This window comes from Paenibacillus sp. R-74696, from assembly GCF_055814915.1.
Genome location: NZ_JBPULM010000017.1, coordinates 295,498 through 321,058 on the forward strand (window position 1 = coordinate 295,498; position 25,561 = coordinate 321,058).

Genomic DNA, 25,561 nt, shown 5'->3' on the forward strand with positions numbered 1-25,561 from the left:
TGAACGATAATGAAATTGGTGAAAATGAAAAATGAGATGATTCCTTCAATCGCTCTTGGTACTTGGTCTTGGGGTACCGGTTCAGCCGGCGGAGATGCCATTTTCGGAAATCATCTTTCAGCAGCGGATCTGAAACCGGTATTTGAAGCCGCGATGGATGCCGGATTCAATCTATGGGATACAGCAGCTGTATATGGAATGGGCGCCTCAGAAACTATTTTGGGAAGCTTCACTAAAGGCCGCAATGATATACTGATCTCAGCGAAATTCACACCTCAAATGGCTGGTAATAATGACAACACGGTTGAGGAACTTTTGGACGGAAGCTTAAAACGGCTTGGTGTTGAGCATTCAGACATTTATTGGATCCACAATCCGGCAGATGTGAAAAGATGGACGTCAAAACTGATCCCTCTGATGAAAAGCGGAAAAGTAAAATATGCCGGTGTCTCTAATCATAATCTGGAAGAAATCAAATTGGCAGCCAGTATCCTAGCGGAAGAAGGACTGGAAATTTCAGCAGTACAAAACCATTACAGTCTGCTGTACCGTTCATCAGAAGAAGCAGGAATTATAGATTATTGCAAAGAGCAAAATATTGTGTTCTTTTCATATATGGTATTGGAACAAGGGGCATTGACTGACAAATACAGTGCGCAACATCCTTTACCAAGCGGTACCCGTAGAGGCGAAGCATTTGATTCTGACACGCTCACCAAGCTAGAAGGCTTAATTCTAGCTATGAGAAAAATCGGAAGTAAACACAATGCATCCACTGCACAAATTGCAACAGCTTGGGCCATGGCGAAAGGAACCGTGCCGATTATCGGCGTTACGAAAACTTCCCATATTGAGGATGCTACAAAAGCAGCAGAAATCAGTCTGACCGAGCAAGAAATCCGCGATCTTGAAGCGGCAGCAAAAAAGACCGGCGTTGAGGTCAAAGGCGCGTGGGAAAAACCGATGCATTAGCACAAAAAAATCGTGTTGCTGTTAACATTTACAAACTTTTACTTATGCATCGAACTTAAAGTTGCGACACTTGCCGTACGTTGACCACACTATTTTCTGTAGAGGCCATTTATAACTCGTTATTCACCTAAAGGAGGAATTTTCATGCCAGTCATTACAATTGAAGCAGGCAAATTAAATAAAGAGCAAAAAAAGTTACTGGTGACCGAGCTTACATCATCAGCTTCAACCATCATGAATGTACCTGAGTCAGCTTTTATCGTTTTGGTAAAGGAAAATGATCCAGAAAATATTGGTTTTGGTGGACAGCTTTTAGCTGACCGTTAATTTTCTGGGTAATTATTGAGGAATCGCACTTGCTTGGTTAAATAATTGTCAAGCGACCGTTACAGACGGTAAAGAAGCGATAATAATGCCAATTAATGGCTATCTTATCGCTTTTATGTTTGTATTTTTCCTGGTGGCGGGTACATACGGACAAATGGCAATTGGATCAGATAATACAAGTAGAGCGGATACCCTTAACGAGCTAGGGTTATTTCGTGGGACTAGCACTGGCTATGACTTGGGTAATTACGGTACTCCTTGGAAAGATGTGAATATGTATTATACAGACTTGAGTTACTCAAGTGGTCTGGTGAAATTAGGGAAGATCGAATCCGATATCGGAGAGTTTTCCAAAAAACTTCAAACTATGCAGGATGATTTTATGGTTACTATCCAAAAAATGAACTGAATTAATTTTCTATTAGGTTGGAAGTATGTCGGAATAAGAAGAGTACCATGTGTTCTTCGATAAGTGTATCCAATAAGTCGTATTTATCCTTGTAATGAAGATAAATTGTCTTTCGATTTGGGTCACGCTTTAATCACTAACTTTTGATATTTAATCCACAATATTATGATTTCTGTTACTTAATACACAAAAGGTGTGTATCTGGTTATTGCGAACATTTCCATTTAATATAATAATACACATGTAGATATTAATCTATGGATGTGGATAAAATGTAGGGTACACATCTGTTATTTTGACATACGCCAGCATACTACTATGAGAATACCTAAGCTTGTATCCACAGAAAATGTTATTTACTTAAAATAGGAGGAATCATATATGAAAAAAGTAGAGTTAAATAATGGTGTAGAAATGCCTATTCTCGGTTTTGGGGTTTATCAAATCGAAGATCCTAACCAATGTGAACAGGCTGTCTATGAAGCCCTTATGGCAGGCTACCGCTTGATAGATACGGCAGCAGCTTATATGAATGAAGAAGCAGTAGGGAAAGCAATCAAACGAAGTGGCGTTTCCAGAGAAGAAATTTTTATTACCACAAAACTCTGGATTCAGGATGCGGGTTATGAGAATGCTAAGAAAGCTTTTGCAAAAGCACTGGATAGACTTCAAGTGGACTATATTGATTTGTATTTAATCCATCAACCTTATGGGGATGTATACGGTTCTTGGCGTGCTATGGAAGAATTGTATCGTGAAGGGAAGATTAAGGCAATTGGGGTGAGCAATTTCTATCCGGACCGCCTGGTGGATCTAATAGATCATAACGAAATCGTTCCAGCAGTAAACCAAATAGAAACCCATCCTTTCTGTCAACAACTAGAGAGTCATGAGCTCATGAAAGAAAACAACGTTCAGATCATGTCTTGGGGTCCATTTGCTGAAGGAAAAAACAATATGTTCCAAAATGAAGTATTGGTATCCATAGCTGAGAAGTATAATAAATCCGTTGCCCAGGTGATTCTACGTTGGTTGACACAACGGGATGTCGTTGTGATTCCAAAGTCGATTAATAAAGAGAGAATCATTGAAAACTTTAATATTTTTGACTTCGAATTGATTCAAGAAGATATGGATAAAATTTCCACTTTAGATACGAAGGACAGTGTGTTCTTTTCTCACAGAGACCCTAGCTTTGTAAGATGGATTGGTAATGTTAAATTTGATATTTAGTATTCCAAGTAACAAAAAAACAAGTTCTGATTAGGAACTTTGGTTTTTTGTTATTTTACCCAGAATAGAGCAACATAGAAAATAAGGAGAACATTATGCCAGAAGACAATAACGGCTCTGCAATTATAATCGGTGCGTCACTTTCAGGACTAATGACAGGAATTGCTCTTTCAAGAGCAGGAATAAAAGTTACAATTTTAGAGAGGGCTAGTGCCAAGACACGAAGTGGGGCAGTTCTCCAAGTGGATAGTGGTGAAATTGATCGAACAAAAACGGCGAAATTCTTAAGGGAAATTGCTTCTGGTGGAATGAGGTCAATTGAGGCATGGTCATCAATTCAGCATAGATTACGTGCAGAAGCTAAAGCCGATCCTAAAATCACGTTACATTACGATACTCGAGTTCAAACGGTTAATCAAGATAATTACTCTGCATGGGCTGTTACGGATAAGAGGGAGACAATATATGGAGATATACTGGGTTGGTGCTGATGGCTATAGAAGTATCGTACGGCGCCATGTAGCCCCTCATAAACCTGATGCAAATTTTGCTGGATATTTGATATGGGTCGCTATTGTAAATGAGAAAGATATACCTGAGGAGTATCGTCCCAGCCACTATGCCCCAAAGTTTAACATGCCAAGAAGAACCAGGAGCGCCGCCATCGCCGGCGTGCCGATTGCACCGAAGCGGCTCCCGGAAGAGGATCCAGCCACACGAGCCGCAGCTTCGCCGCCACTAAAACTAAATTAAAATCTAGTGGTGACAAGGGATATAATCAATATATATATACATATGTATAAAATACGGGTTTTGTGTAATAGTATTAGAAAAACCGCATACTGACGTGGGTTTATCGATCCATGTTACCTTATCTCTATATAGGTGAATATCAAATCAGCAATGATACAATGTTCTTCTCCCTGGACGGAATTTTTCGCCCTCCTCAAAGCCGTTATTTCCACTAACTGTTACGAAATCAAAGTACTTAATGAGGTTATAAATGCATGTGCTCATTCATTTAGGAATATCTCTAATCGGACATGTAATGTGAATTTTCAATAAAACAACGGATTTTTCACATCAATTACGAACTATATAAGTGTAAAAAAACATTCGTATTTAAAAATAACTTATACTCCTTCTGATGTCTCATTGTGATTTGAAAATTGTATAGTACATCGCTTTTGTGTTGATTTTACCTTACGAATACAATTGGCTTGGTTTTTATTAACAAATGGATGATAACCTTCAACAAAGGTAATTTGGAGCAGGCCAAAGAAATCGGTAAATCGACCGGGCTGGTTGCCACCTCGGAAATTACTCATGCTACACCTGCTGCATCCGGAAAGTCATCGATTCTCCGGTTTAATCGATAACACGGATAATGCAAAGATCATTTTTGATATTTTAAAGAAACGTAAATAATTCAATTTCTAGAGTTCGACCCTTCTCTTCTATCACTAGTAGAGAAGGTTTTTCCGTTCACAGAGAGAATCATATGCGCTGCATATGGTCAGATTTTCTGAAAAAGATCCAGGCGGCAATCAGCATCACAAAAGCTACCAATATACCCGACTCACCCGTCCATAGGAAGGCATTTTCTCCTTTTGTTGACTCGTCAAATGCATCTTGAATGATGGCATTCCAGGAAGCGTGAAGCAGAATTGCGGGCCAAATGCTGCCTGTGCTCAATCGCAGGTGACTAATTATGAAGTTAAAAGAACTGATGGTAATCAGGAACAGTACAATGGACAAGGCGAGTGACGGTCCCGAATAATAGTTCCCTAGCAGAATAGCAGGAATATGCCAAGCTCCCCAGATCAAACCGCTTGTTAAAATGGGTTTAGGCACTCTCGCTTTGATGAGTCTGGTGAGCATGTATCCTCTCCATCCCAACTCTTCTCCCGCGCTGCTGATCATGCCGATGGCTGTGCCTACGAACATTTGGTAGATAATAGATAGTACAAGGCTGATAATGAAGACATCGCCTGACTTCACATAGTCCACCAACCCCGTAACCCAGGCGAATCCGTAAGCACACAAACCAATGACAACTGGTAATAGCAACACAAATGGGATGGCCTTTAAGGTTCGTTTTCCTCCGATCCGCAGTGAAATATCCGAAAAACCTTCATGCAGTACTATACGGGCAAATATGGAGGATAGGCCAGGTGCCCACATGAGGAGCAGACCAAACACTGGTGATACGTTTAACGCCAGAACATAGCTGATAACCGTTAATGGAATCAGCATAGCGAAAAAAACGAATAATCCTTTCCTTGATGATTGAATCGCGCTTCCGTCTTCGGAGTTCTTTTTTCTGTCTTTTATCATAAATGTACTCAATTCATTCCACTCCTTTAAGTATATATGTATACCGATTAGGAGTATAACAGTGTGGGAGAATTCGCGAAACAAACCTGAGCCTAGCAACTAATCGAGACTTTAGTCTAGTTAGAATAAGACTGGGGACGGATATATGGATCACTAGAGTATATGACGCCTGTTCAGTATCGCCAAGCATCCCTTAAAAAAGTTGTCTGATTTAATGTTGACAATCCACTTGAAATCGGTAATTTCGTTTATGTCCTTTTCCTTTTTCTGTTCGATCTGTTGAAATCATTCAGCCACATAAAAAAACAAGCTGACATTGATAATTTCCACGACAGCTTGTTTTCCTATTATAATCTTATTTAATTATACTTCTTCATCTTCATATGTTGTCAAAATGAACATAGATCTTCAATCATTTTACTGCTTATTTCTGAATCCGTTCCCCAGTTCGAAATTTTTGCCGTTTGTTGAATTCTTTTCAAGGAATCAATGGCGCAACGTTTTAGCCCAGGATCAATGACCCCAGTTATTTTTATCTGACCAAAAGCGACAGCATAAGTGACCATATCACTTTGGAGCATGTTCATCTCGTCAGTCTCTAATACTCTTTTCACTTCATCTTCCAACAAGCTGTTCACGGGAACATATTTCATTCCCCATACCTTTTCAATAATAAATTTAGGGAACTCAGCAAAATTCAGTTGACTTTTCTTTCGTAGACTTTCAGTTAATTCCGCCAATGTATCCGAGCCTTCATCACTGCCGAAAGGCGCCTCTTCCTCGCCGCAGTCATAATAAAAATCGTCTTTAAAATGTTTAACAAAATTAGGATGGGATGTCTTAATATGAAGACCTATTTCCTCATCATCAAAGTATAAATGGTTGATAAAATCAAAATTATTATCAGCCTTATAACCTTTCTTTAACTTTTGTTTTATAAGTTTTTCAGCTTGTTTGATACATTCTTCTTCAGAGTCAAATTCTTTGATTTCATATTTTCCAACTACGCCTGTCTTTCCATAATTCACAACAAAGTCACAGTCACTATAATCTATCCACCAAAATTTACTGGATTTTTCATCATGAAAGGTGAACGATTGTTTCACTCAAACTCCCCCTAAACAATATGTTTCAGATCTCAAAACAGCTTTGCCTAACCGTATCACGGTAAGAATATGTTATTTTTTGCAGAGCTTTGTTGAATGTAGAGTCATCCAGTGAATTGCTTCTTAAGTATGCTCTAGTAAGCATAGGAAACTTCACGTAACAGATCGCAAATGCCTATGCGATACTAAATATGGCAGCTGAAACACTAGCTTATCGGTATCCACATAACTCCTCCATTCCCGTGATCAAAGCCTCATCTAGTACTCTATTAGCGGACATTTAAACTCAACGATTTTGCTAAACGTATAAAACCGTTAAAATGTTGGGAAATTCCCATATTTCCATCTAATTTCACCATTCTTCAATTTTTTCAGCACATCTTCTTCATATTTTTCATAGTTGAAGGACTCATCCATACTTAATATTTTTTCATAATGCTAAACCTCCTTCCATTACGCTCAAAATATAAAAAGATTTATTCCTTAGACCTGGAAAAAACTCTCTTAGATTCTTGTTCTTAACTTTCATGGCTAATAGTCAGTATGTTATTGTTCGCATCCAAATAGACAGCAATCAACTGATCCGTATATTCTGGGTCAAAAGTAAAATCAATGATGAAAATTTGTTTTTTCTGCTCTTTTTCAAAGTTACTTCCCAACCAACCTTCGCCCAGGCTGCTTCCCAAGCTTTTTAGCATAAGTAGGTCAAGCATCTCCAGTTCACTTAATGTTTCAAGCTGCTCCATCCCAAACATTAGTTTTAAGCTTTCATCATCCATTTCTAAAAGATGAAAAGCAAAGAAATCATGAAGCAGCTTATAACTAGGGTCCTTTGTATTTTGAATAATATCTCTTAAATGCGCCCGAGCCTTGTTTACCAACTCATCCATGTGATCAAGTGCATAGGAAACTCTAGCGATAGCGCTCTCATCTTGTGTAATTTTATCCGACACATTAAAATAAACCGGGATCTTGTTATCAGGTATTAGGTTATCTATCCAAATAGCTTCGCCGGGTGTGTACTCTAGACTAGGAAATTTCGTGCTTGGTAATTGTTTTATCATTTAGTTGGCTCCTTTAATCTTTATGTTCTCACCAGCAAAACGTGGATTAATAACATCAATGGGGAATTTACCCAAAGAACAACTGTCATTTGTAATTCGGTATGCTCATAAATAGCGATTAGGTTGCAATCAAAAAAAGCCTTGTTTATCAAGACCTTTAATGCAACCTATTTTAGTTCACTGTACACGTTGCCATAAAATTTTTATGTTCCCTTTCCTTTATTATTCACACAATCAAAAACCCGTTGATCTTGAATTAAAGTTCCACGGGTTTGAAATTCGATTTTTTTACATATTGATCGATCGACTTTTGTAGCTGGATATTCTCTTCATCTCGGTTGCTCATAACGAACATCGCAATTTTCTGAGGTGTAAAAGAAATCATGGATTGAATTGCTTCTTTGTTAAGTTCGTCCTGGTACGGACAATTGCAGTGCATTCCCGAATTTTAACTATTTCATCCCAACAAGTGACACTATCTAGGAAATGCATTGTCTATGCTCCAATAGTATAGTCTTTAGCAGTCCTTCTTCTACTCTTTGGAAAGCAACGGAACCAAGCTCTTGTCCCGCGATACGAATCAAACGATATGCCGCGCTAAGACTTCAGCTTCCACATTACAAGCAGGAATACACGACATTTCGCAAGCGTCGCTGAACGTAAGGCTCCTGATTGTTCAGAAGGTGCTGCGCATACATAACGGTAAGCTTGGAATCCGGGTCAATGATAGCCATGCACCCGGCGGCGCCGCTCCATCCGAATTCGCCGAGCGGGCTCAGCGAGCCGCTTAATGACTTGGAGACATGAGTACGAACACCAAGGCCATACCCATAACCACTCATGTGATCCCATGAATAATCGCCGCGGGTCTGCTCGTTCAGATGGTCCGTTCGCATCAGTTCCACCGAGGCTTTTGACAGAATCCGTACGCCTTCCGGACTGGTGCCGTACCCAGTCAGTGCATTCAGGAACAGTGAATAATCACTAACTGTGGACAACAATCCGGCGCCGCCACTCTCCAATTCGCTCCCGACCCGGTACCCGTTTCCATCCAGACGTACGGCTTTTTCAAGCTCGTCATTGTACGTATACTGCGGAATCAGTCGGCTCTGCTGTTCATCGTTCAAATCGAACGCTGTATCGTTCATACCAAGTGGTCCGGTGATTTCTTCTCGCAAATACGTACCAAAGCGTCTTCCGCTGACAACCTCCACCAATGCCCCGAGTAAATCGTGACACATGCTGTAGTTCCAATGTGTACCTGGCTCAAACAGAAGGGGTTCCTTGGCAAGCGCTTTCGCGAAAGCACGTGTTGGTAATGTTCCGTTGGTACTATGCACAGCCTCCTTAAAAGATGGAGAGCCAATATCATAGGAGAACCCCGCAGTCATCGTAAACAAGTCGCGTACCGTAATGAGACTGGTTGCTTTTTCAAGCCTAATTTCCCCGTTCGGCAAAGTTTTCCTCACCGTCATCTCGGCATACTCCGGCAGATAGTCGGAAACCGGATCACTTAGCAGCATATCGCCTTTCTCCACCAGTTGAAGCGCTGCGACGCAGGTCATTATCTTCGTCAAGGAGTAGAGATTGAAGATCGCTTTATCACTGATAGGCGTCTGTTCCTCAAGGTTAGCATAGCCGCTACGGTAACGGAAAACGATATCGTTTTGACTCATCACCAGTACATCTGCCCACGGAACTCGCCAGGAAGTGATACGGTCAACAAATGAAACAAGCGGTTGAAAATCCATTTTTCCCCTTCTTTCTATGTAGAATCGTTTATCATTGCGTAATGTGGTTCATGGTGTCTCTCATCATCCACATACTATTAATATACGACCATTTGCATGTAATGACCACCATCAATCGTACATTCCATAGGCAACCCAAATCCATAGTCGACAATTGCATTAAAAAGGGTTAACCATTCGAAATGGTTAACCCTAATCCTTTGCCCATCCAGATCACATAGAACATCCGAGCATGCTCATTAACAGGCTGGCTGCACAATGCATAATGCTCCTTGTTTACGAACAATTCCTGGAAAACTAGTATAATTTGGTTTACTTCATTTTACTTTTTTTCTACTACTTTAATAGTAGGCGTGCGATACGCTCAAGCTCGTCTTGGACTGAACGTAGACCCATGCGCAATGCACGGATCCCTGGAACAGAGTTCATGCTTGACGAAGGCTTAGCGGCGTCAAGTCGCTCCACACTTCCTTCACATATGCCAGGCAATCTTCCTTCGTGCCATTCTTGCCGGCATCGCTCCAGCCGGCTGGATTGTGCAGGTGCAATGGCCATAGCGCATATTGCTCCTCGGCATTGACGACTACTTTGTAGCTAACCTCTAGCATTTCGTTCTCCATCAAGAATACCCTCTCCTATTCTTCAATTAGATTCCGACGCCCATCTGGCGGTCTGCAAGCTGCTGCAGCTGATCCTTATCTCGAATAATAACGGCATCCGGCACGGCATCTGGTAAGATTGTCTCCATGTGGCGCAGTTGCCGATAACGCATGCCGAGCAACCCCCAAACGAACAAGATGACGCCAATTGAAGTGACCAGCAACCCTATGCCCATCCCACCTCCTGTTCCGAACAGTCCTGCCTCCTCCGTACCAGCTGGCAGCGCCGATGCAAGCGGAGCGAAAACAGATGCAACAAGTGGTCCTGCAAGCAAAAAGCTAAGGGGACGCATGCTGAAAGCCATGACTTGGTTTGTTGCCAATACGCGGCCTTGCAGCTCAAGGCCTACCTTCGTCTGTATCAGGGACAGCCAGTGCGTATTGATGAGCGCCAGCGCCAAGCCAAAGCCGAATAAGCCGATGGCTGCCGTTACAAGTGAAGGATAGATGCCGACAACCGCTATTGATAAACCAGTCAGCATAACGAAACCGACCATTCCGTCCGCTCGGCGGTCGAAGCCGCCCCATATCGTCATAAGTATCGAGCCGATAAGCAGTCCTGCACCCTCAAACGCAATAACGATGCCTACCTTGTCAGCGGTCATGAACTGAAGCAGAAACGGCGTCGTCAGTACGTTATATAAGCTCATGAAGAAATTGACAACGACGAAAAACACGACCATTGCGACCATGCTCTTCCTTTGAATAATGTACTTCCAGCCTCCGACGATTTCCCTGCTCATCGGTTCCTCGCGTTTTTTAAACATCAGGTTCGGGAATCGAATCAGCGAAAGGATGACGATAGACAAGCTTAGCAGCACTAAATCGATGACGACAATGGTTTTCAGGCCAATCAATACGACCAAAGCCCCACCCAGCGCTGGCGCCATAATTCCATTCAAGGACATGACGAGCTGTCCTAATCCGTTTGCATGTCCTAAGTATCTTTTCGGCACGAGTTGAGCTGTTGCCGCCTGATAGGCCGGCATTGTGAAAGCGCCCGCAATCGATCCAATGCCGGCAGCCACGTAGATAGCCCATAGCGACAATGCATCCAAATAGAGCATAGTCGAGAGGAAGATTACGGAGCATAACGCTAACGTTTGTCCTGCCAGCATGACCTTTCGCCTATCATAGCGGTCCACAACTGCACCGGCCACGGGAAGCAGCAGAAGCGTAGGTAGAATAGCGTAAAGCGAAATCGTCGCATAATCTGAAATCGACCCGGTTTGCTGAAAAACCCAGATGCCCAGCGCAAATCCGGTCAGTGACGTTCCGATTGTGGCAATAATCAGGCACAGCGTTACCCAGAGAAAAGATTTAACGCTTGGCTGAACGTCCTTCCTCCCCTGCTCTTGTATAGGTACATACTGAGGAGCGGACGAGGTCTGAGAAACCACGTTCTCTGTTGTCCGGTTTGCCCCGAAGTCGCGTTCTTCCTCCCACTTGCGAATCTGCTGCGACATGATTTTCGCGGTATGGTCTGATTGATGCTTGTGAAAATAATGCCCGGCATGCGCAACAACGTGCAATCGCACATCCTCGCTGAAATCCTGCCACTCCATATAACGTTCCTCGTAAAACTCGGTCATTCGATCGGCGCCACCCACAATGCAAGCAACTGGCGCCCTCAGCTTCGGCTTATTCGGCAGTGCGAAGAGCGCCGTGTAATAATCCTCTGCCTCACGTGCATCATGCCGCAAGTTGCGTAGAACGAACGTCTGTTCCTCGGGAGAAATTTCGTCATCGAAGCCGCCAAAGGCGCGAAGCATGTCGCGTGCAAACTTATCGGACGTCCACTTCTCCCGCGGGAACAAGCGATGCCACCATTCCGTCAGCTTAAATGGCAGTCTGGCACCCGGAAAGGTTCCCGCCATAAAAATCCCGCTAACCTCTACATTGGCTTGCTGCAGTAAAAGTGCAGTTCGGAGCACCATTGCCCCACCTAAGCAATGGCCGTAGAGATAGACTTCACCCTTGACCTTGCTTTTGATTTCTTGGGCAATCTGAGCGGCAGTTTCCGCATGCGAGGCCAGCAACTGGCCAGGTCTACTGTAATCATGCCCGGGCAGTTCTACCGCGAACAAGGCATAGTTTGGTGGCAAAATCTTGGCTATCGGCTGGAACGTAATCGCGCTACCGCCGCCATACGGCACGCAAACTAGCGTAATCGCTTTGCCCCCGATGTTGGATGCCTTTTTGAATTCGATTAGAAGATCATCGCTCCGCGTAGCGCCGGAAGCGAGATGCTCGGCCAGTTCACGCACCGTCGGATGCTGGAAGAGATCCATTACGCTGAAGGAATTGCCCATTTTGCGTACAACCTTAATCGCCTTGAATGAGTCACCACCAAGGTCGAAGAATTCATCGTTGATGCCGATCTGATCGAGCCCCAATACTTCCTGCCAGACAGCGGCGATTTCATGCTCTTCTTTGGTCTCCGGTGCAGCAAAGTCGTTGTCGCCCGCACGATTTGCAACGCTAGGCGCAGGCAGCATTGCACGATCCAGCTTACCGTTCGCATTAAGCGGCAGCCGCTCGATCTCGACAAAGGCCGAAGGCAGCATATAGTCGGGCAAAATGCTTTTTATGTGTTTTCGAATCGTGCTTACATCGAGCTGAGACCCACGCATAGCCGGCTCCTGAGAGTCTGGTAACAAGTGCTGCTCCGGTACAAGATAAGCAACCAGCCGCTTGTCTCCTGGTTCATCTTCGCGAATGGTCACGACCGCGTCGCGCACACCTTCCATTTGCAGAAGAACATGCTCGATCTCGCCTGTCTCGATCCGGTAGCCACGGATCTTGAACTGTTGGTCCATTCGTCCAATAAACTGAATAGTGCCGTTAGGCAAATGGCGAACGAGGTCGCCCGTGCGATACATTCGTTCGCCCGGTCGGTCTGTGAACGGATTCGAAATGAATCGCTCGGCCGTCAGATCCGGCCTGCCGTAGTAGCCGCGCGTAACGGCGCTCCCCCCAATGTACAACTCGCCGATGACGCCAGCAGGAACCGGCTGCAAGTTAGCGTTAAGCACATAGACCGGTGCATTCGGTATCGGACGTCCAAGCGGAAGCACCGCAAGATGATCCTGCTCGCTTCCACCTACTGGCACCTCATAGGTGAGCACGGAAACGGTTGTCTCCGTAGGGCCATAATGATTTTGGATCCTACAGCCCGGACGAAGGCTCCGAATGTCTGCAATGGTCCCCCAATGCGAGGCTTCTCCAGCAAGAATCAAGCATTCGCGTGGTATGATGACACTGGGATTTGATACGCCGAGCAGTACCTCCATATGGCTTGGAACGATCTTCATGACGTCGATCGGATTCTCCACGCAATAAGCGGCGAAAGCATCGGGATCAGCGGCCCGCTCATACGGAATAACATGCAGGGTGCCTCCTGATCCGAACGCCCCCCAAATCATCGGTGTGCCGAGATCCGCAGCAAGCGTACTGACGATGGCGAAATGGAGGCCTTCCCGCAGCTCCAAACGCTGCATGATTCCTTCCAAATAGTTGGCATAACTTCGGTGCTCCACCGCCACGCCCTTCGGTTTCCCCGTCGATCCGGAGGTGAACAGCACATACATAAGATCGCCAAGCTTTGAGACTACTTCGGGATTGCCTGCCTCTTCCTGCGCTATTTTATCCCAATCCCGGTCGAGTGAAACCATGCGTATGGGCGCAGATGCTGCCTCCTCGTTTTGTGGCAGTAGATCAGCGAAGGCTTCCTCGGTCACGATGACGGATACCTCAGCCTCCTGCGCAATCATTCGCAAGCGCTCTACCGGCAGTTTAGGATCAAGCGGCACATAGGCGCCGCCTGCCTTCAAGATGCCGACCAAGCCGACGATGATATCGACGGTGCGCTCCATGTAAAGACCGACTGTTGTATTAGGTCCGACCTGCATACCGCGCAAATAGTGAGCCAATCGGTTAGCCCGTTCATTCAGCTCTCGATAGGTAAGCGTACGCCCCTCTGAGCATACAGCGGCAGCCATCGGTGTGAGGGCCGATTGGCGCTCCACGAGAAGATGCGGCAATTGGAGCTCTGCCCCGACCGACTCGGTGGCATTCCAGTCGACCAGCACCTTCCGCAGCTGTTCGCCCGAGAGAGCCGCAACCGCATATAGCGGCAGCGCGGAATTGTCTATTACGCGTTCCAAAATCATACAATAATGCTCCGCCATTTGCTGGATTGTCGACTCGCGGAATAGATCTGGGCGATAGGTCAAAGTCACTTCCATACCTAACTTTTGATTCTCGAATACCGTCATCGTCAGATCCAGCATCCCGCCTCGCGTACGATCACCCACAAACGGTACAATCTCAAGGTCAGGCAGTTCTCTCAGCACCTGCCCATGCCGTTCGAACAGGAACATGGTATCAAAGAATAACGCATGGCCGATAACTCGATCTGGATTCATCTCTTCGACGATTCTGTCAAACGGCAAATCCTGATGATCATTTGCCTCCAGCACCGTCTCGCGGACTGCCGAGATAAAGTCGCTGAAGCTGCTGATCATGTCAATCGGGGAGCGAAGCGCGACCGTATTCGCGAAGAAGCCAGCAAGCTTCTCGATTTCCTGTTTGCCTCGATTCGCCATTGGCGTCCCGACAACGATCTCTTGCTTGCCGTTGTAGCTTGCGAGTAGTACCTTGTATGCAGCTAGCAGCAGGACAAACGATGTGCAGCCGAGCTGCTTGCTCGCTTCGCGGATACGCTGCGAGAATGCTGAATCGAGCGTTAGGCTGAAGAAACCGACTTTGCGCTCAACTTGAATCGAGGGGCGCGGGTAATCCGTCGGCAGATCCAGCGTTGCCGGTGCTGGCATCAGTTTATTTTTCCAGTAGCGCAACTGGTCCTCGTATTCCGATCCCGTCATCCACTGCCTCTGCCAAACGGCAAAATCCGGATATTGTATCGGCAGCTCCGGAAGCGATAGAGGCTCATTCAGTGCAAAGGAACGATAGATCGAGGAGAGCTCTTCGTCGAATACGTCGGCCGACCAGCCATCATAGATTAAGTGATGCGTCATCCAGACGAGAACATGCTTTTCGGGATCCAACCGGAAGAGCATTGCCTTTACAAGCGGCCCGTTCAGGAAATCATAAGGTGCCGTAGCTTCCTTCTCCATAATCTCATAGACCTTGTTTTCATCGGCCAAGTCGATAATGGGGAGGTCGATCGTCAGCTCGGGGCGAATGATCTGAACGTAATCGTCGCTTTCATAAGCAACAACAGCGCGCATGATTTCATGACGCTTGATCATCTCGTTTAGTGTGCGATGCAAGGCAGAGACATTCAGCTTCCCGATGAACTTGTAGCCATTGGCAAAATTGTACCGCTCCGTCCCCGGCATATATTCTTCGTAAAACATAATACGCTGTTGCGGAAAGGAGAGCGGGAACTTATTATTTCCTGCTTGCCTAGGCTGCTTCGGGATTACGGACGAAGCTGCGGCAGCCTTTGCCTTATTCTGTTTGGCTTTCAGAGCGAGGAGCGCCCTTCGTTCGGGTGAAAGCTGCTCGATTCGATCAATCGTTTTACTCATAGCGCGCCTCCTTTAAAGGCAGGGGATGACTTCCGAGCTGGCGCTGCACCAGCCACTGCGAGAGCAGTGAACGCTTGCCTGCTGATAGTGACTGATTGATTGCGTCCAGGCGCTGATCAGGTGCTGTCACTACGCTTCGCAAGGACTGCTGGCGCTGCGCTGCAACGTAATCAGCAATAAGCTGCTCCGAGGCAATGGCGTAGTCGGGCTTGCCGATTACCGATTCCATGGCTGTGCAGGCCGCTGCCATCGTATCATGCTCCGCCATGACCTTCGCTAACTGGCGGCAGCGTTCTTTCACTACGCTTGTCTGAATGCCTTTCATGGCATTTGCAATCAGTGCGGGCTCCCACTGCAGCGGCGGTAAATAATCACCGATACCCAGATGCTTGATCCGCATTCCGTTATCTGGCCGATCCGTATCAGCCGCGAGTGCCAGCTGCGGCACAGCGGCGGTCATGGCTCCCGTAATCGTACCGATTCCGCCGTGATGGATGACGCTGCTGATTAGCGGATAGACACTGGCGAGCGGCAATATTCTGTACCAGCGGATATGATCCGGAAGCTCGCCTTGAATGAATTCTTCATGCCTCGTAACAACTATAGTTCGCTGCCCAAGCAGCTTGACGCCCTCGATTGCTGCTTGGTAGAAGTTTGGTTTAATCATTTTCCCTGTCCCGCCTGTTATCAAGAGAGGCGGTTCTCCAGCATGAATAAAATCTAGCAGGTCGTTTGGCAAAGGCTCATATTCAATTGCATCTGCCAGTGGAAATCCGACGGTATCCACCTTTAGTGCCCATTCTGGTGCTTCGACAGCAGCATCGAAGCTCTCATGCCAGAAACCGATGTTTTTTTTCACGGCGCCCATCCATGATGTCCAGCTTGAGACCGGCGTAAGACCAAGATTGCTGCGAAATGTGTTAATAAGAGATATCGCAAAGTCCAATCCAAGCTCTTCCCAAATATGCAGCTGCGTTACATAGCTGGGCGCCAGAACGCCCGTTACGATCGGCACCTGCATCATCTCAGATACGATCATCGCAACGAAGCCGTCACGCTCCTTACAAATCAGCACGGAGCCCTCCTCTTGGCACAGCTCTGTCAGGATGTCATACTCCTGTTGGAATTTCTCTTTCGAATAATACTTGCGTTGATAAGCTTCATAGAGGTCGGGCTTGTTCAGTGGATCCTCCATCATGTAGAGATCCTTCATAATTTCGGTATATTCCTCTGGTTTATCGATGCCGCGAAACGCGATGCCGGACTTCTCGGCCAGCGGCGCAAATACGCCGTGCGTCACAAGGGTTGCTTGGTGACCGCGCCGGCGAAGTGCAGACGCTAACCGTAGAAACGGCAGTACATCTCCGTTCGTCATATGCGTGCTAAGAACGAAATTTGCCACGAATCGTCTCCTCCTGACCATCTACTGACTATTGCTTCAACAGCGCCTCAATTTCCTCTTCCGATAGATGCTCCATTTCGCTCAGCAACGCTTCAATTTCGGCATCGTCAGTTTCCGCAAGCAGCTTGGCTTCGATAATCGATGCGAGGGTGCGAATCGTCGTTCCTTGCGTGAGCATATCCTTCAGTGAAACCTTCACTCCTAACACATGATCGCACCTTACAAGAATTTGAGTAGCGACGAGCGAGTGGCCGCCTAAGTCGATGAAATCATCGTCAAGCCCGATTTGATCGAAACTGAAAAAGCCTGACCAGATCAGGGCAAGCTCCTTCTGGATATAGGTTTCCGGCGGAACATATGTCTGCCCAATCATTTGGCGGGACAGCGTCGGACTCGGCAGGAGCTTACGGTCCGTCTTGCCGCTAGGGGTCAGTGGGAAGGCCTCCATCTCGACGAAATAAGAAGGGACCATATAGTCCGGCAAATGCTGCTGTAGATGGCTCCTCAGCTCGCTGATCGAGGGAGCGAGCTCAGCATTTGGAATGAAATAGGCGGTAATGCGCTGGTCTCCGGGCTGATCCTCGCAGACAACCGTCACAGCTTGATTGACACCCGGGTGCTGTTCGAGCACCGTGCTAATTTCGCCCAGCTCGATACGGAAGCCCCTTACCTTCACCTGATCGTCGTTGCGGCCCAGACATTCCAAATTCCCGTCCGTAAGCCAGCGTCCAAGATCTCCGGTATGGTACATGCGTGATCCCGGTTCGTTGCTGTACGGATCGGGCACGAATCGCTCGGCTGTCAGATCCGCTCTGCCGTAATAGCCGCGTGCGAGCCCGATGCCACTGATGAAGAGCTCCCCAATCTCACCAGGTGCGACTGGTTCATAACGATCGTTTAATACGTACATCGCATTCTCGGGGATAGCCTTGCCAATTGGAATGACTGATCGATCCAGGCTGCGATCGCTAGTCCAGTTGGTAATGAACACCGCTGCCTCGGTCGGGCCATATAAGTTGTGAAGCTGCGCGGACATCGTACGGCAGAACCGATCGTTGAGTGCGGCAGACAACGGCTCCCCGCATAAGAAAACATGTTTCAGGAAGGGAAGGTCCTGAGCCTGCTCCGTACTCAAGAACGTCTGGAGCATCGTTGGAACGAACTGCACGAACGTGATACATTCGCGCTTGATGACCTCCCACATATAAGCGTTATCAAGATGGCCTTTAGGTTTGGCCATGACGAGACATGCTCCACATATGTGTGGCCAGAAAAATTCCCATACCGATACGTCAAAGCTGTAAGGAGATTTCTGAAGAAGCTTATCATTTTCCTCCATTTTGAAAGTGTGCTGCAGCCAGAGAACCCGATTGCGAATGGCAGCGTGCGTATTCATCGCCCCCTTCGGTCTTCCCGTCGATCCAGAGGTGTAGAACATGTAAGCCAGATGGCTCTCATGCAAGGCAATATTCGGGTTGCCCTCCTCCTCTCCATATCCGTCCAATGGCTCTGACTCGTCTAAGATCAGTATTTCACCGTCGAACCCCGCGAAGTGTTCCGCGAATTGACGCTGTGTAATGATTCGTCTTACCTTGCTGTCCTCGATCATGTAGGCTAGCCGATCCTTCGGATAATCCGGATCCAGCGGCACGTATGCGCCCCCTGCCTTCAGAACACCGTACAGAGCAACGACTAGTTCAATCGAACGCTCCATGCAGATTCCTGCCAGTACGTCAGGACCGACATCGATCGCACGCAAACGATACGCTAACCGATTCGCGCGGCGGTTCAACTCGGCGTAAGTCAACGACTCCTCCTCGAATCTAACAGCTTCACGATTTGGCGTGCGTTCCGCCTGCTGCTCAAACAATTGGTGAATCAAGCCTCTTTGTTGCATTCAATCACTCCTCATATGTAGTGACCAACACGATAATGCTATTTCCTGTGCATAGATTATGCTACTTGAATATGGTAGAAAGCGCTAATGCTGGGATGACTTATTTCGCACTGCTTTAACGCTAGAATGACCCTTTCCAGCGATCTCCCAGACATTGGAAAATCGTAGCCAAACAACAAGAAGCCCTCACGGATGTGAAGGATTTTGGTCAGATAGTGAAGCCTATAGTCGAATGCTGAAATTTGCTAATGATGAGGGTTTAGACCTGCATGGATTTTTCTATGAAGATGTCTTGTTAGATGACCTGTCGGTTAGGGGGTGTGAGGAGTATGTCATTAAAATATCTGTTCTTATTTCAAAAAAATAAAGCAAAGCTGCTCCGTCATAAGCATGACTAAGGAGCAGCTTTGGTAGACTAATTAAATTAACCTTTTTGCATAGGCCTGCCCTTCTGCTGCAAGTGAATCTCTTTCGGCTGTTGACTCTCATAAAAAATACTGCTACTGTTTCACAAGCAACACATTCAACTTTTTCACCAATTTAAAGTGGAGTATTCTCGACCTATTCTTATTTTGATATTAAATGGAGTGCTCTCCTCTTGTCGATATAGGGCCAGATGAAGGATGGGAAGTGATAAACGTGAATGAAGCAAATACAACCAATACAACCAACCGTTCGGAGCGCCGGGACGCCGCCGAGAACCGCCAGCGTATTCTGGATGCGGCTTTCAAGTTGTTTGAGCAACATGGCGTTGAGCCGGTCAGCATGAATCAGATTGCCGCTGAAGCGCAGATCGGAGCGGGAACATTATACCGCCGTTACCGCAACAAAAGTGATTTGTGCATGAACTTAATCAAAGACAACGTGACGCTGCTGTTCGAAGATATTGAGGCATACTTGCAGGAGAATGCCGCAAGCCTGGCCACTGAACGACTGCGGGGGCTGCTTGCTTTGTTTATACAGTTCAGAGAGAAAAATGCGCAGCTGCTTGCAGGCGTCGAAAATTCAGCATATCATGTGCCGGGCTCCAAAACGAATAGTCCGCTCTATGACAAATTTCATAAGCTGATTTTCGGACTGTTTGAAGAAATCACAGCAGAAGTCAGCCAGTCACAGCCGGATAGCTTATTCAAAACGGACATGCTTATGACCGTCCTGAGCAGTGATGCGTATTTGTTTCAAAAAAATGTGCGCGGCAGCTCGCCCGACCGAATTTTGGAGCAGCTATGCCAGATATTTCTTTGATACAGTACGTAAACGCGAACAAGCCTAATTCATCGACGGCAATCTGTCGATGAAACTAGGCTTGTTTTGCTATCCGGAGTAAGGCCTCGTTGTTAGCCACTCTCAAAATTGTGCTTTTCCCTAAAAAGCGACTGGCAAGGCAGCTAAACTTTGTGAACTCAGTGCGAAATGCCAGGTGATATTTTCCCGAGGAACGCCAAGCCGCAGGTTGGGCATACGCCGCAGCAGAGTTTGAAATGCAATGTCTCCCTCCACGCGAGCCAGAGGAGCGCCCAAGCATGAATGGATGCCATGACCGAAAGCAAGATGACGATTAATGGTTCGCGTTACATCCAATTCCTCTGAATGTGCAAACTGGCTTTCATCCCGGTTAGCCGATTTTAATAGGGGAATAAGCATATCTCCTTTTTTAATCTGCTGACCAGCGAGTACCATATCTTGAGTTGCATAGCGAGGTCCAGACATTGTAGCTGGTCCATTGAAACGAAGCAGCTCTTCAAAGGTGGACGGAGCCAGACTAAGATCAGCTTTGAGCTTCTCCAATTGCTCCGGATGATCTAACAGCATCAATGTCCCAGTGGCAATCAGATTAGAGGTCGTCTCATGGCCGGCAAAGATCAATAGGGTAATCATTGAAATCAACTCGGGCTGGCTCAGCTTATCCCCCTCTTCTTCAATGGCGATTAGCTGGCTGATCAAGTCATCAGCTGGATGCTTGCGTTTGTCAGCTACAAGCCCCGCAGTATATTCACCGAAAGCTCGCAAGTGCTCCTCCACTCCCGGTGCGCGCACGCCAAGACCCAGACCATGGGAGATAGCTTTAGACCAGTCATGGATCTGCGAGCGATCTACCTCAGGTACCCCAAGCATATCGGAAATGACGTGAATGGGTAAAGGATAGGCGTAATCTTTGACCAGATCCATCTCACCTAGATCTTGCACCTTATCCAGTAATTCATCAGCAATCTTTTGCACACGCGGACGCAGGCTTTCCATATATTTAGGCGTGAAGGCTTTGGAGACAAGTCTGCGCAATCGGCGGTGGTCAGGGTCATCAACTGAGAGCATTGATTTTCCAGTAAAAAAAGTATCAGGGGCGGATGGATCTGCATTCTCCATAAAGGCTTTTTTGAAGTCGTTGCTGCTATTAATAGATGCTGGATCTACGGTGAAGTGGAGAGGATCTTTAAGTACCTGAGAAACTTCCTCCATTCGAGTGACTAGCCATTGTTGGCGATCTGTATCACCCATGGGCACTGTTATAGGAATAACAGCTCCCGTTTCACGCAACTGCGTGAAAATCGGAAATGGGTTTTCAGGGCTGTCACTGCTGAACAAACTAAGAGCAGCCTTTTCTGATAAATTATCATATGAATTATTCAGAATAACCTTCCTTTCGCTACTATCTTTTATAGGGATGCATTTCTCTCTTTCCATTGAGATTAAGTGGGTAACCTTCCATATAATCTCTTATTTATATTAAGCGGAGAACTCTCCTCTTGTCAAATAACAGACAGGGAAATGCATTTTAGCAGAAATGACTACCTATTTTTCTCAATCAGTTCTTGAAGCCGGATGCTAGAATTATTCATTTTTCCGACAAATTCATAAATCATATCCATATTGGATTCCTGTTCTTGTGTTGTCTTCAGCACTCCATCTGTTGCTGCTGCATGTTTTTGAGAGATATCGGAAATATGATCAACTTGGTTGCGAACTCGAGTAAAAATCAGGCTCATTTGATCAGTCATATCTAGTTCCTTCGCTATGTATTGATCAATATGTTGAAAAGTAGATCTAATGTTGTCAAAGCTTTCAAGCACTTGACTAGTAATGGCTTCCCCTTCTTTAACCGCTGCGCTGCCGTTGTTCGTTTTCTCCACCACAAGCTGTGTTTTCATTTTGATATTAACCATAATTTCATCAATTTGATTGACCGTATTCGTGCATTCCTGTGCCAATTTCTTAACCTCATCCGCCACGACGGCAAAGCCTGCTCCGGCTTCCCCTGCCCTTGCTGCTTCAATATTAGCATTTAAGGCAAGCAAATTAGTCTGATCGGAAATTTGCTTTATCGCCGACAGGAAGGTGTTGACATCATCCATGCTCTTGTTCAATTCTTGAACGGTAGCCAATGAATCCGTTACCGTTGAATGGATGACATTCATTTGTTTGCCCATTTGGACAATTCGATCCGAGCTTTGGCGAACGATTTTACCGTTTTCTTCCGAGATGCTGGCGAGGCTGTGTGACATTTGATTAATCTCGGACATTTGGCCATCGGCATTGTTGATCATTTCACTGATATGAGTGATGCTTCCGGATTGGTCATGAATCCCTTGCGTCACTTCCTGTATGTTCGCCGTTATTGTATTGCTCATATTCTTTAAAGCGCCGATATCGTTGTTGCAGCTGGCAATATCAGCATTTAATGTGGAGGTGTTCTCGCGAATAACGCCTACCATATTATCCAGCGCCCCTACTAGCTCATGAGCTTCCGCTTCTTTCTGAAGGGCAACATGGATTAAATCTTTTCCTCGTTTACAGACAAAATATAAAGCCACAATCGTCAGTTCTATGAAACCTATCGTCATAAAAAAGGTCGTATCGAATTGTTGATACTTAGAATAATAAATCACGATGTACGAAATATTGAACAAGCTTCCAAATCCGAATAACAGGACTCTATTCATATACAGCGAAATCACACAGAGAACGACCATAATGAGCATGCCTGCACCGGGTGATTCAACGTACGGGGTGGTACAGGTTAAAATGGCGATCATCAAAATGACCATCGTCATAATTGGAGATTTTTTTCTATAAATTAGCCATGTGGCAAGGACAAGCTCTAGTAGCAGTGAAAATACCACTTCCATTCTAATCAGGTCGCTGCCGATGAAGATACAGAATGATATCAAAGTAAGCCATAAAATAGTGATGATGATGTTGTTTACTTTTGCTGTATTCGTTTTGAAAAAGCTATTATTCATGGTTTGTTCCCCCTCAACGACATGTGAATTCATAAGTCCTTCTTCTTTTGGAACATCAGCCAGATCCCTTTTACTTTCCCAGCAGGCTATGGGCTTTTTCGCACACCTCGTGGATTTCGTCATACTTTTTGTCAATGAAGGGTGCTACTTTATCCGTTTTTTTACTGAGGATACCGCGGAAGCAATAGTAGGGGATGATCCAGCCTACAAAACCGGGAATAGCCAGAATAATCGTAAGCAACAGCATGTTTGCAGTATAAGCAAACACGGAGCCAGCCATGAACGCTGTTCCTGCAATTCCGATCACATAGGCAACGGCAGAAGCCATCCTGATCTTAGAACACTCCAACGTTTCAATTTCCATAACACAGGCTTCAAAATGCCGCTGCAGGCGGGTCAGTTCGGCTTTATTGCGTAGCTTGTGATTCCGCTTGAACTTCATGGTCACGGAGCCAACATGCTGCAAAGAGGTTGAAGTGCATTCCAGTGTCCAGCCAAAATGGGTATAGCCATCGGCATACATCGACTTTGAGTCATGTTTTACCGTAATGTCCTTATACTCATAACCCACGAAATTTTTCTCGTTTTTTATAACCACACTCATGACCTCTCCATCACTCCTTCCATTGCTTTTCTTTAACTTAGATGTTCCTAACGTATCGATAAATTGTTTATAAGTTACTTAAGAAATGTTTGAGAAATATTAATATCTATGTCAACATGACCTCCTGCCCTTAAATAAAATAAGCAGCCTGAATTCGATTGTTTCGAATTCAGGCTGCCCTGCTTGCTGTTTATCGTTTACTAGCTTATCGCTCACTATTACCTTTTAATTGGACTGTAAATGTCGTGCCCTCTTGTGGCTCGCTCCTAACCGAGATGACGCCGCCTATCAATTCAATTACGCGGAGCGAAAGCGCAAGACCCAGACCGTTCCCCTCTGCATGATGGGAAGGATCGCCTTGATAAAATTTATCAAAAATATGCTTCATCGTTTCCTCGTTCATTCCACAGCCCGTATCAGATACCATGACGGTAATTGTATCTTCATCCGAAATCTGCTTTAAGGTGATTGTTCCTCCAGGTACTGTGAATTTTAGAGCATTAGAGAAGAGATTATGCCAGACGATCTCCAGCATGCTCTCTTCAGCGTGAATGATGGCACGTTCTTCAATATCCACCCTAAGTTCAATATTTTTTTCTTCCCATGCGTTTTCAAAATATAGCACGCAATCGCATAGCTGCCTGCATAGATCATAGGGCTCGGCAGCAGGCAGAATCTCTTGATTTTCCAATTTGTTCAGCTTGAGGATGTTGACTACCAGCGTTGCCAGCTTATTAGTGGAAGAAATAATGGTATCCGTATAATCTTTCCGAAGTTCAGGCGGCAAATCATCCTGCTGCAATGCCATGGCGTAGCCGTGAATGACTGACAGCGGTGTCTTGATTTCATGGGACACATTGGAAATGAAGTCATTTTTGAGCGTTTCAATGCTGTTCAATTCCTCTACCATCTTGTTGAAATCCTCGAACATCACATCTACATAGTCCTTCTTGTCCGCTCTGTGGACGGGTTCGAGATAGACTGAAAAGTCGCCTTCTGCTACCTGTTTGGCCGCCTCGCTGAGTTTTCGCATGGGCCTATCGAAGGCTTTGTACTTTTGTCGTGCGGTAACTAGGCAAAAAATGAGGCTTACGATGATCCAATAGCCGGATATCCCAAAGATGTACGGCCACGGGACATAATCTACCCGCGTATAAGCATTATAGATTAATGCTTGTCCTGCAGTCAGCGTAGACAACAAAAAATAAGTGATCAGAAACTCTTTCCATGAAAAAAGCGGTGACTTCACTCTCACATCTTGTTTCCCATTGTTGTTCATTGCAGCACTGCCTTGTAGCCCAGGCCATGCACCGTCTTGATTTTGAAATCTTCACAGCAGGAAAACTTGTCTCGAAGCTTGACAATATAAACATCCACGGCACGAAGGCTGGTTTGACTTTCGAGGCCCCAAAACTCATCCATCAGTTGAGCACGTGAAAAGGTATGTTTGGGATAGGAAAGCAATTTGTAGAGTATGTTGAATTCCCTGACCGTTACGGGAACCTCCTTGCCGTCCACCGTTGTGGTCATATCGTCTGCATCCATCAACAGCTTCCCTACCCTCAGTTTTTTCTCATGGGCAATATTCGCCCTTCGAAGCAGAGCCCCCACTCGCAGAACGAGTTCGTCCATATCAACCGGCTTAACCATGTAATCGTCAATGCCAGCAAGAAACCCTCTTTGTTTGGATGAAATATCGTCACGGGCAGTAATAAACAGGATGGGAATTGTCTTATTTATATCCCTTACGGTCTCAGCAAATTCAAAACCGTCGATCTCCGGCATCATGACATCGGAGATGAGAAGGTCATAGATATGGTTATACATCAAATCATAGGCCTCGCGCGGGTTCAGGCATCCTTTGGCGTTGTATCCATTTTTGGACAGAAAGGTGCAAATAATTTGATTAAGCTTTGTATCGTCCTCTACAACAAGTATATGGATCATAAAAACATCCTTTCTGACGGAATAGTGTAATCATAATGGACAGATGTTAAAAAATTGTTT

General features: G+C 45.7%; 19 protein-coding genes and 1 pseudogene. 7 read left to right on the top strand and 13 right to left on the bottom strand.

The features are described from left to right. Nucleotides 1–9: 9 nt before the first annotated feature. The 6 genes and pseudogenes from ACSR9A_RS03830 to ACSR9A_RS03855 form a co-directional block, all read left to right on the top strand. The gene (locus tag ACSR9A_RS03830; protein WP_473755729.1) at nucleotides 10–972 is read left to right on the top strand and encodes an aldo/keto reductase; all 963 of its coding nucleotides are present in this window, start codon (nucleotides 10–12) and stop codon (nucleotides 970–972) included. A gap of 144 nt (nucleotides 973–1,116) precedes the next feature. Next, nucleotides 1,117–1,299, top strand: coding sequence for a 4-oxalocrotonate tautomerase DmpI (gene dmpI / locus ACSR9A_RS03835; RefSeq protein ID WP_473755731.1), 183 nt, complete (start codon nucleotides 1,117–1,119; stop codon nucleotides 1,297–1,299). Between the two features lie 85 nt (nucleotides 1,300–1,384). Continuing rightward, a complete protein-coding gene (locus tag ACSR9A_RS03840) occupies nucleotides 1,385–1,708 on the top strand; it encodes a cyclophilin-like fold protein (RefSeq protein ID WP_473755732.1) in 324 nt (107 codons plus the stop codon). 381 nt (nucleotides 1,709–2,089) lie between these two features. Further along, nucleotides 2,090–2,941 carry an aldo/keto reductase gene (locus tag ACSR9A_RS03845; protein ID WP_473755734.1) on the top strand — a complete coding sequence of 284 codons (852 nt, stop codon included), beginning with the start codon at nucleotides 2,090–2,092 and terminating at the stop codon, nucleotides 2,939–2,941. A gap of 95 nt (nucleotides 2,942–3,036) precedes the next feature. Further along, nucleotides 3,037–3,432, top strand: coding sequence for an FAD-dependent oxidoreductase (locus ACSR9A_RS03850; RefSeq protein ID WP_473755736.1), 396 nt, complete (start codon nucleotides 3,037–3,039; stop codon nucleotides 3,430–3,432). A 774-nt stretch (nucleotides 3,433–4,206) separates the two neighbouring features. After that, nucleotides 4,207–4,314, top strand: a pseudogene (locus ACSR9A_RS03855) (alkaline phosphatase); the annotation flags it as partial. 124 nt (nucleotides 4,315–4,438) lie between these two features. On the opposite strand, the gene ACSR9A_RS03860 reads toward ACSR9A_RS03855, so the two are convergent. The 8 genes from ACSR9A_RS03860 to ACSR9A_RS03895 form a co-directional block, all read right to left on the bottom strand. Continuing rightward, a complete protein-coding gene (locus ACSR9A_RS03860) occupies nucleotides 4,439–5,290 on the bottom strand; it encodes a CPBP family glutamic-type intramembrane protease (RefSeq protein ID WP_473755738.1) in 852 nt (283 codons plus the stop codon). A gap of 377 nt (nucleotides 5,291–5,667) precedes the next feature. Next, nucleotides 5,668–6,384 (bottom strand): WGR domain-containing protein, encoded by a 717-nt coding sequence (locus ACSR9A_RS03865; protein WP_473755740.1) that lies wholly within the window; start codon nucleotides 6,382–6,384, stop codon nucleotides 5,668–5,670. A 518-nt stretch (nucleotides 6,385–6,902) separates the two neighbouring features. Then, nucleotides 6,903–7,448, bottom strand: coding sequence for a hypothetical protein (locus ACSR9A_RS03870; RefSeq protein ID WP_473755742.1), 546 nt, complete (start codon nucleotides 7,446–7,448; stop codon nucleotides 6,903–6,905). Between the two features lie 617 nt (nucleotides 7,449–8,065). Then, the gene (locus ACSR9A_RS03875) at nucleotides 8,066–9,199 is read right to left on the bottom strand and encodes a serine hydrolase domain-containing protein (RefSeq protein ID WP_473755744.1); all 1,134 of its coding nucleotides are present in this window, start codon (nucleotides 9,197–9,199) and stop codon (nucleotides 8,066–8,068) included. 425 nt (nucleotides 9,200–9,624) lie between these two features. Beyond that, nucleotides 9,625–9,819 (bottom strand): MbtH family protein, encoded by a 195-nt coding sequence (locus ACSR9A_RS03880; protein WP_473755746.1) that lies wholly within the window; start codon nucleotides 9,817–9,819, stop codon nucleotides 9,625–9,627. A gap of 26 nt (nucleotides 9,820–9,845) precedes the next feature. After that, complete coding sequence (locus ACSR9A_RS03885; RefSeq protein ID WP_473755748.1) at nucleotides 9,846–15,413, bottom strand: amino acid adenylation domain-containing protein; 5,568 nt, start codon at nucleotides 15,411–15,413, stop codon at nucleotides 9,846–9,848. Further along, the gene (locus tag ACSR9A_RS03890) at nucleotides 15,406–16,815 is read right to left on the bottom strand and encodes a glycosyltransferase (RefSeq protein WP_473755750.1); all 1,410 of its coding nucleotides are present in this window, start codon (nucleotides 16,813–16,815) and stop codon (nucleotides 15,406–15,408) included. The genes ACSR9A_RS03885 and ACSR9A_RS03890 overlap by 8 nt, the downstream gene beginning before the upstream one ends. A 28-nt stretch (nucleotides 16,816–16,843) precedes the next feature. Beyond that, on the bottom strand, nucleotides 16,844–18,712 hold the full coding sequence (locus tag ACSR9A_RS03895) for a non-ribosomal peptide synthetase (RefSeq protein ID WP_473755752.1): 1,869 nt from the start codon (nucleotides 18,710–18,712) through the stop codon (nucleotides 16,844–16,846). Between the two features lie 639 nt (nucleotides 18,713–19,351). Here ACSR9A_RS03895 and ACSR9A_RS03900 point away from each other — a divergent pair. Continuing rightward, the gene (locus ACSR9A_RS03900; protein ID WP_473755754.1) at nucleotides 19,352–19,957 is read left to right on the top strand and encodes a TetR/AcrR family transcriptional regulator; all 606 of its coding nucleotides are present in this window, start codon (nucleotides 19,352–19,354) and stop codon (nucleotides 19,955–19,957) included. 120 nt (nucleotides 19,958–20,077) lie between these two features. On the opposite strand, the gene ACSR9A_RS03905 is transcribed toward ACSR9A_RS03900, so the two are convergent. The 5 genes from ACSR9A_RS03905 to ACSR9A_RS03925 form a co-directional block, all read right to left on the bottom strand. Then, the gene (locus ACSR9A_RS03905) at nucleotides 20,078–21,394 is read right to left on the bottom strand and encodes a cytochrome P450 family protein (RefSeq protein ID WP_473755756.1); all 1,317 of its coding nucleotides are present in this window, start codon (nucleotides 21,392–21,394) and stop codon (nucleotides 20,078–20,080) included. Nucleotides 21,395–21,498: 104 nt separating this feature from the next. Continuing rightward, nucleotides 21,499–23,085 (bottom strand): methyl-accepting chemotaxis protein, encoded by a 1,587-nt coding sequence (locus ACSR9A_RS03910; protein WP_473755758.1) that lies wholly within the window; start codon nucleotides 23,083–23,085, stop codon nucleotides 21,499–21,501. Next, nucleotides 23,021–23,554 (bottom strand): hypothetical protein, encoded by a 534-nt coding sequence (locus ACSR9A_RS03915; protein WP_473755760.1) that lies wholly within the window; start codon nucleotides 23,552–23,554, stop codon nucleotides 23,021–23,023. The genes ACSR9A_RS03910 and ACSR9A_RS03915 overlap by 65 nt, the downstream gene beginning before the upstream one ends. 205 nt (nucleotides 23,555–23,759) lie before the next feature. Further along, entirely contained in the window at nucleotides 23,760–24,833 is a 1,074-nt protein-coding gene (locus ACSR9A_RS03920; RefSeq protein WP_473755761.1) for a HAMP domain-containing sensor histidine kinase, read from the bottom strand. After that, complete coding sequence (locus ACSR9A_RS03925; RefSeq protein WP_473755763.1) at nucleotides 24,830–25,501, bottom strand: response regulator transcription factor; 672 nt, start codon at nucleotides 25,499–25,501, stop codon at nucleotides 24,830–24,832. Before ACSR9A_RS03925 ends, ACSR9A_RS03920 begins: the two co-directional genes overlap by 4 nt. Nucleotides 25,502–25,561: the final 60 nt, after the last annotated feature.

Excerpts from the sequence above, each read along its gene's own strand:
- ACSR9A_RS03830 (WP_473755729.1), top strand. The coding sequence starts at position 10 with ATGAAATTGGTGAAAATGAAAAATGAGATGATTCCTTCAATCGCTCTT.
- dmpI (WP_473755731.1), top strand. The coding sequence starts at position 1,117 with ATGCCAGTCATTACAATTGAAGCAGGCAAATTAAATAAAGAGCAAAAA.
- ACSR9A_RS03840 (WP_473755732.1), top strand. The coding sequence starts at position 1,385 with ATGCCAATTAATGGCTATCTTATCGCTTTTATGTTTGTATTTTTCCTG.
- ACSR9A_RS03845 (WP_473755734.1), top strand. The coding sequence starts at position 2,090 with ATGAAAAAAGTAGAGTTAAATAATGGTGTAGAAATGCCTATTCTCGGT.
- ACSR9A_RS03850 (WP_473755736.1), top strand. The coding sequence starts at position 3,037 with ATGCCAGAAGACAATAACGGCTCTGCAATTATAATCGGTGCGTCACTT.
- ACSR9A_RS03870 (WP_473755742.1), bottom strand. The coding sequence starts at position 7,448 with ATGATAAAACAATTACCAAGCACGAAATTTCCTAGTCTAGAGTACACA.
- ACSR9A_RS03875 (WP_473755744.1), bottom strand. The coding sequence starts at position 9,199 with ATGGATTTTCAACCGCTTGTTTCATTTGTTGACCGTATCACTTCCTGG.
- ACSR9A_RS03880 (WP_473755746.1), bottom strand. The coding sequence starts at position 9,819 with ATGGAGAACGAAATGCTAGAGGTTAGCTACAAAGTAGTCGTCAATGCC.
- ACSR9A_RS03885 (WP_473755748.1), bottom strand. The coding sequence starts at position 15,413 with ATGAGTAAAACGATTGATCGAATCGAGCAGCTTTCACCCGAACGAAGG.
- ACSR9A_RS03895 (WP_473755752.1), bottom strand. The coding sequence starts at position 18,712 with ATGCAACAAAGAGGCTTGATTCACCAATTGTTTGAGCAGCAGGCGGAA.
- ACSR9A_RS03905 (WP_473755756.1), bottom strand. The coding sequence starts at position 21,394 with ATGGAAAGAGAGAAATGCATCCCTATAAAAGATAGTAGCGAAAGGAAG.
- ACSR9A_RS03915 (WP_473755760.1), bottom strand. The coding sequence starts at position 23,554 with ATGAGTGTGGTTATAAAAAACGAGAAAAATTTCGTGGGTTATGAGTAT.
- ACSR9A_RS03920 (WP_473755761.1), bottom strand. The coding sequence starts at position 24,833 with ATGAACAACAATGGGAAACAAGATGTGAGAGTGAAGTCACCGCTTTTT.
- ACSR9A_RS03925 (WP_473755763.1), bottom strand. The coding sequence starts at position 25,501 with ATGATCCATATACTTGTTGTAGAGGACGATACAAAGCTTAATCAAATT.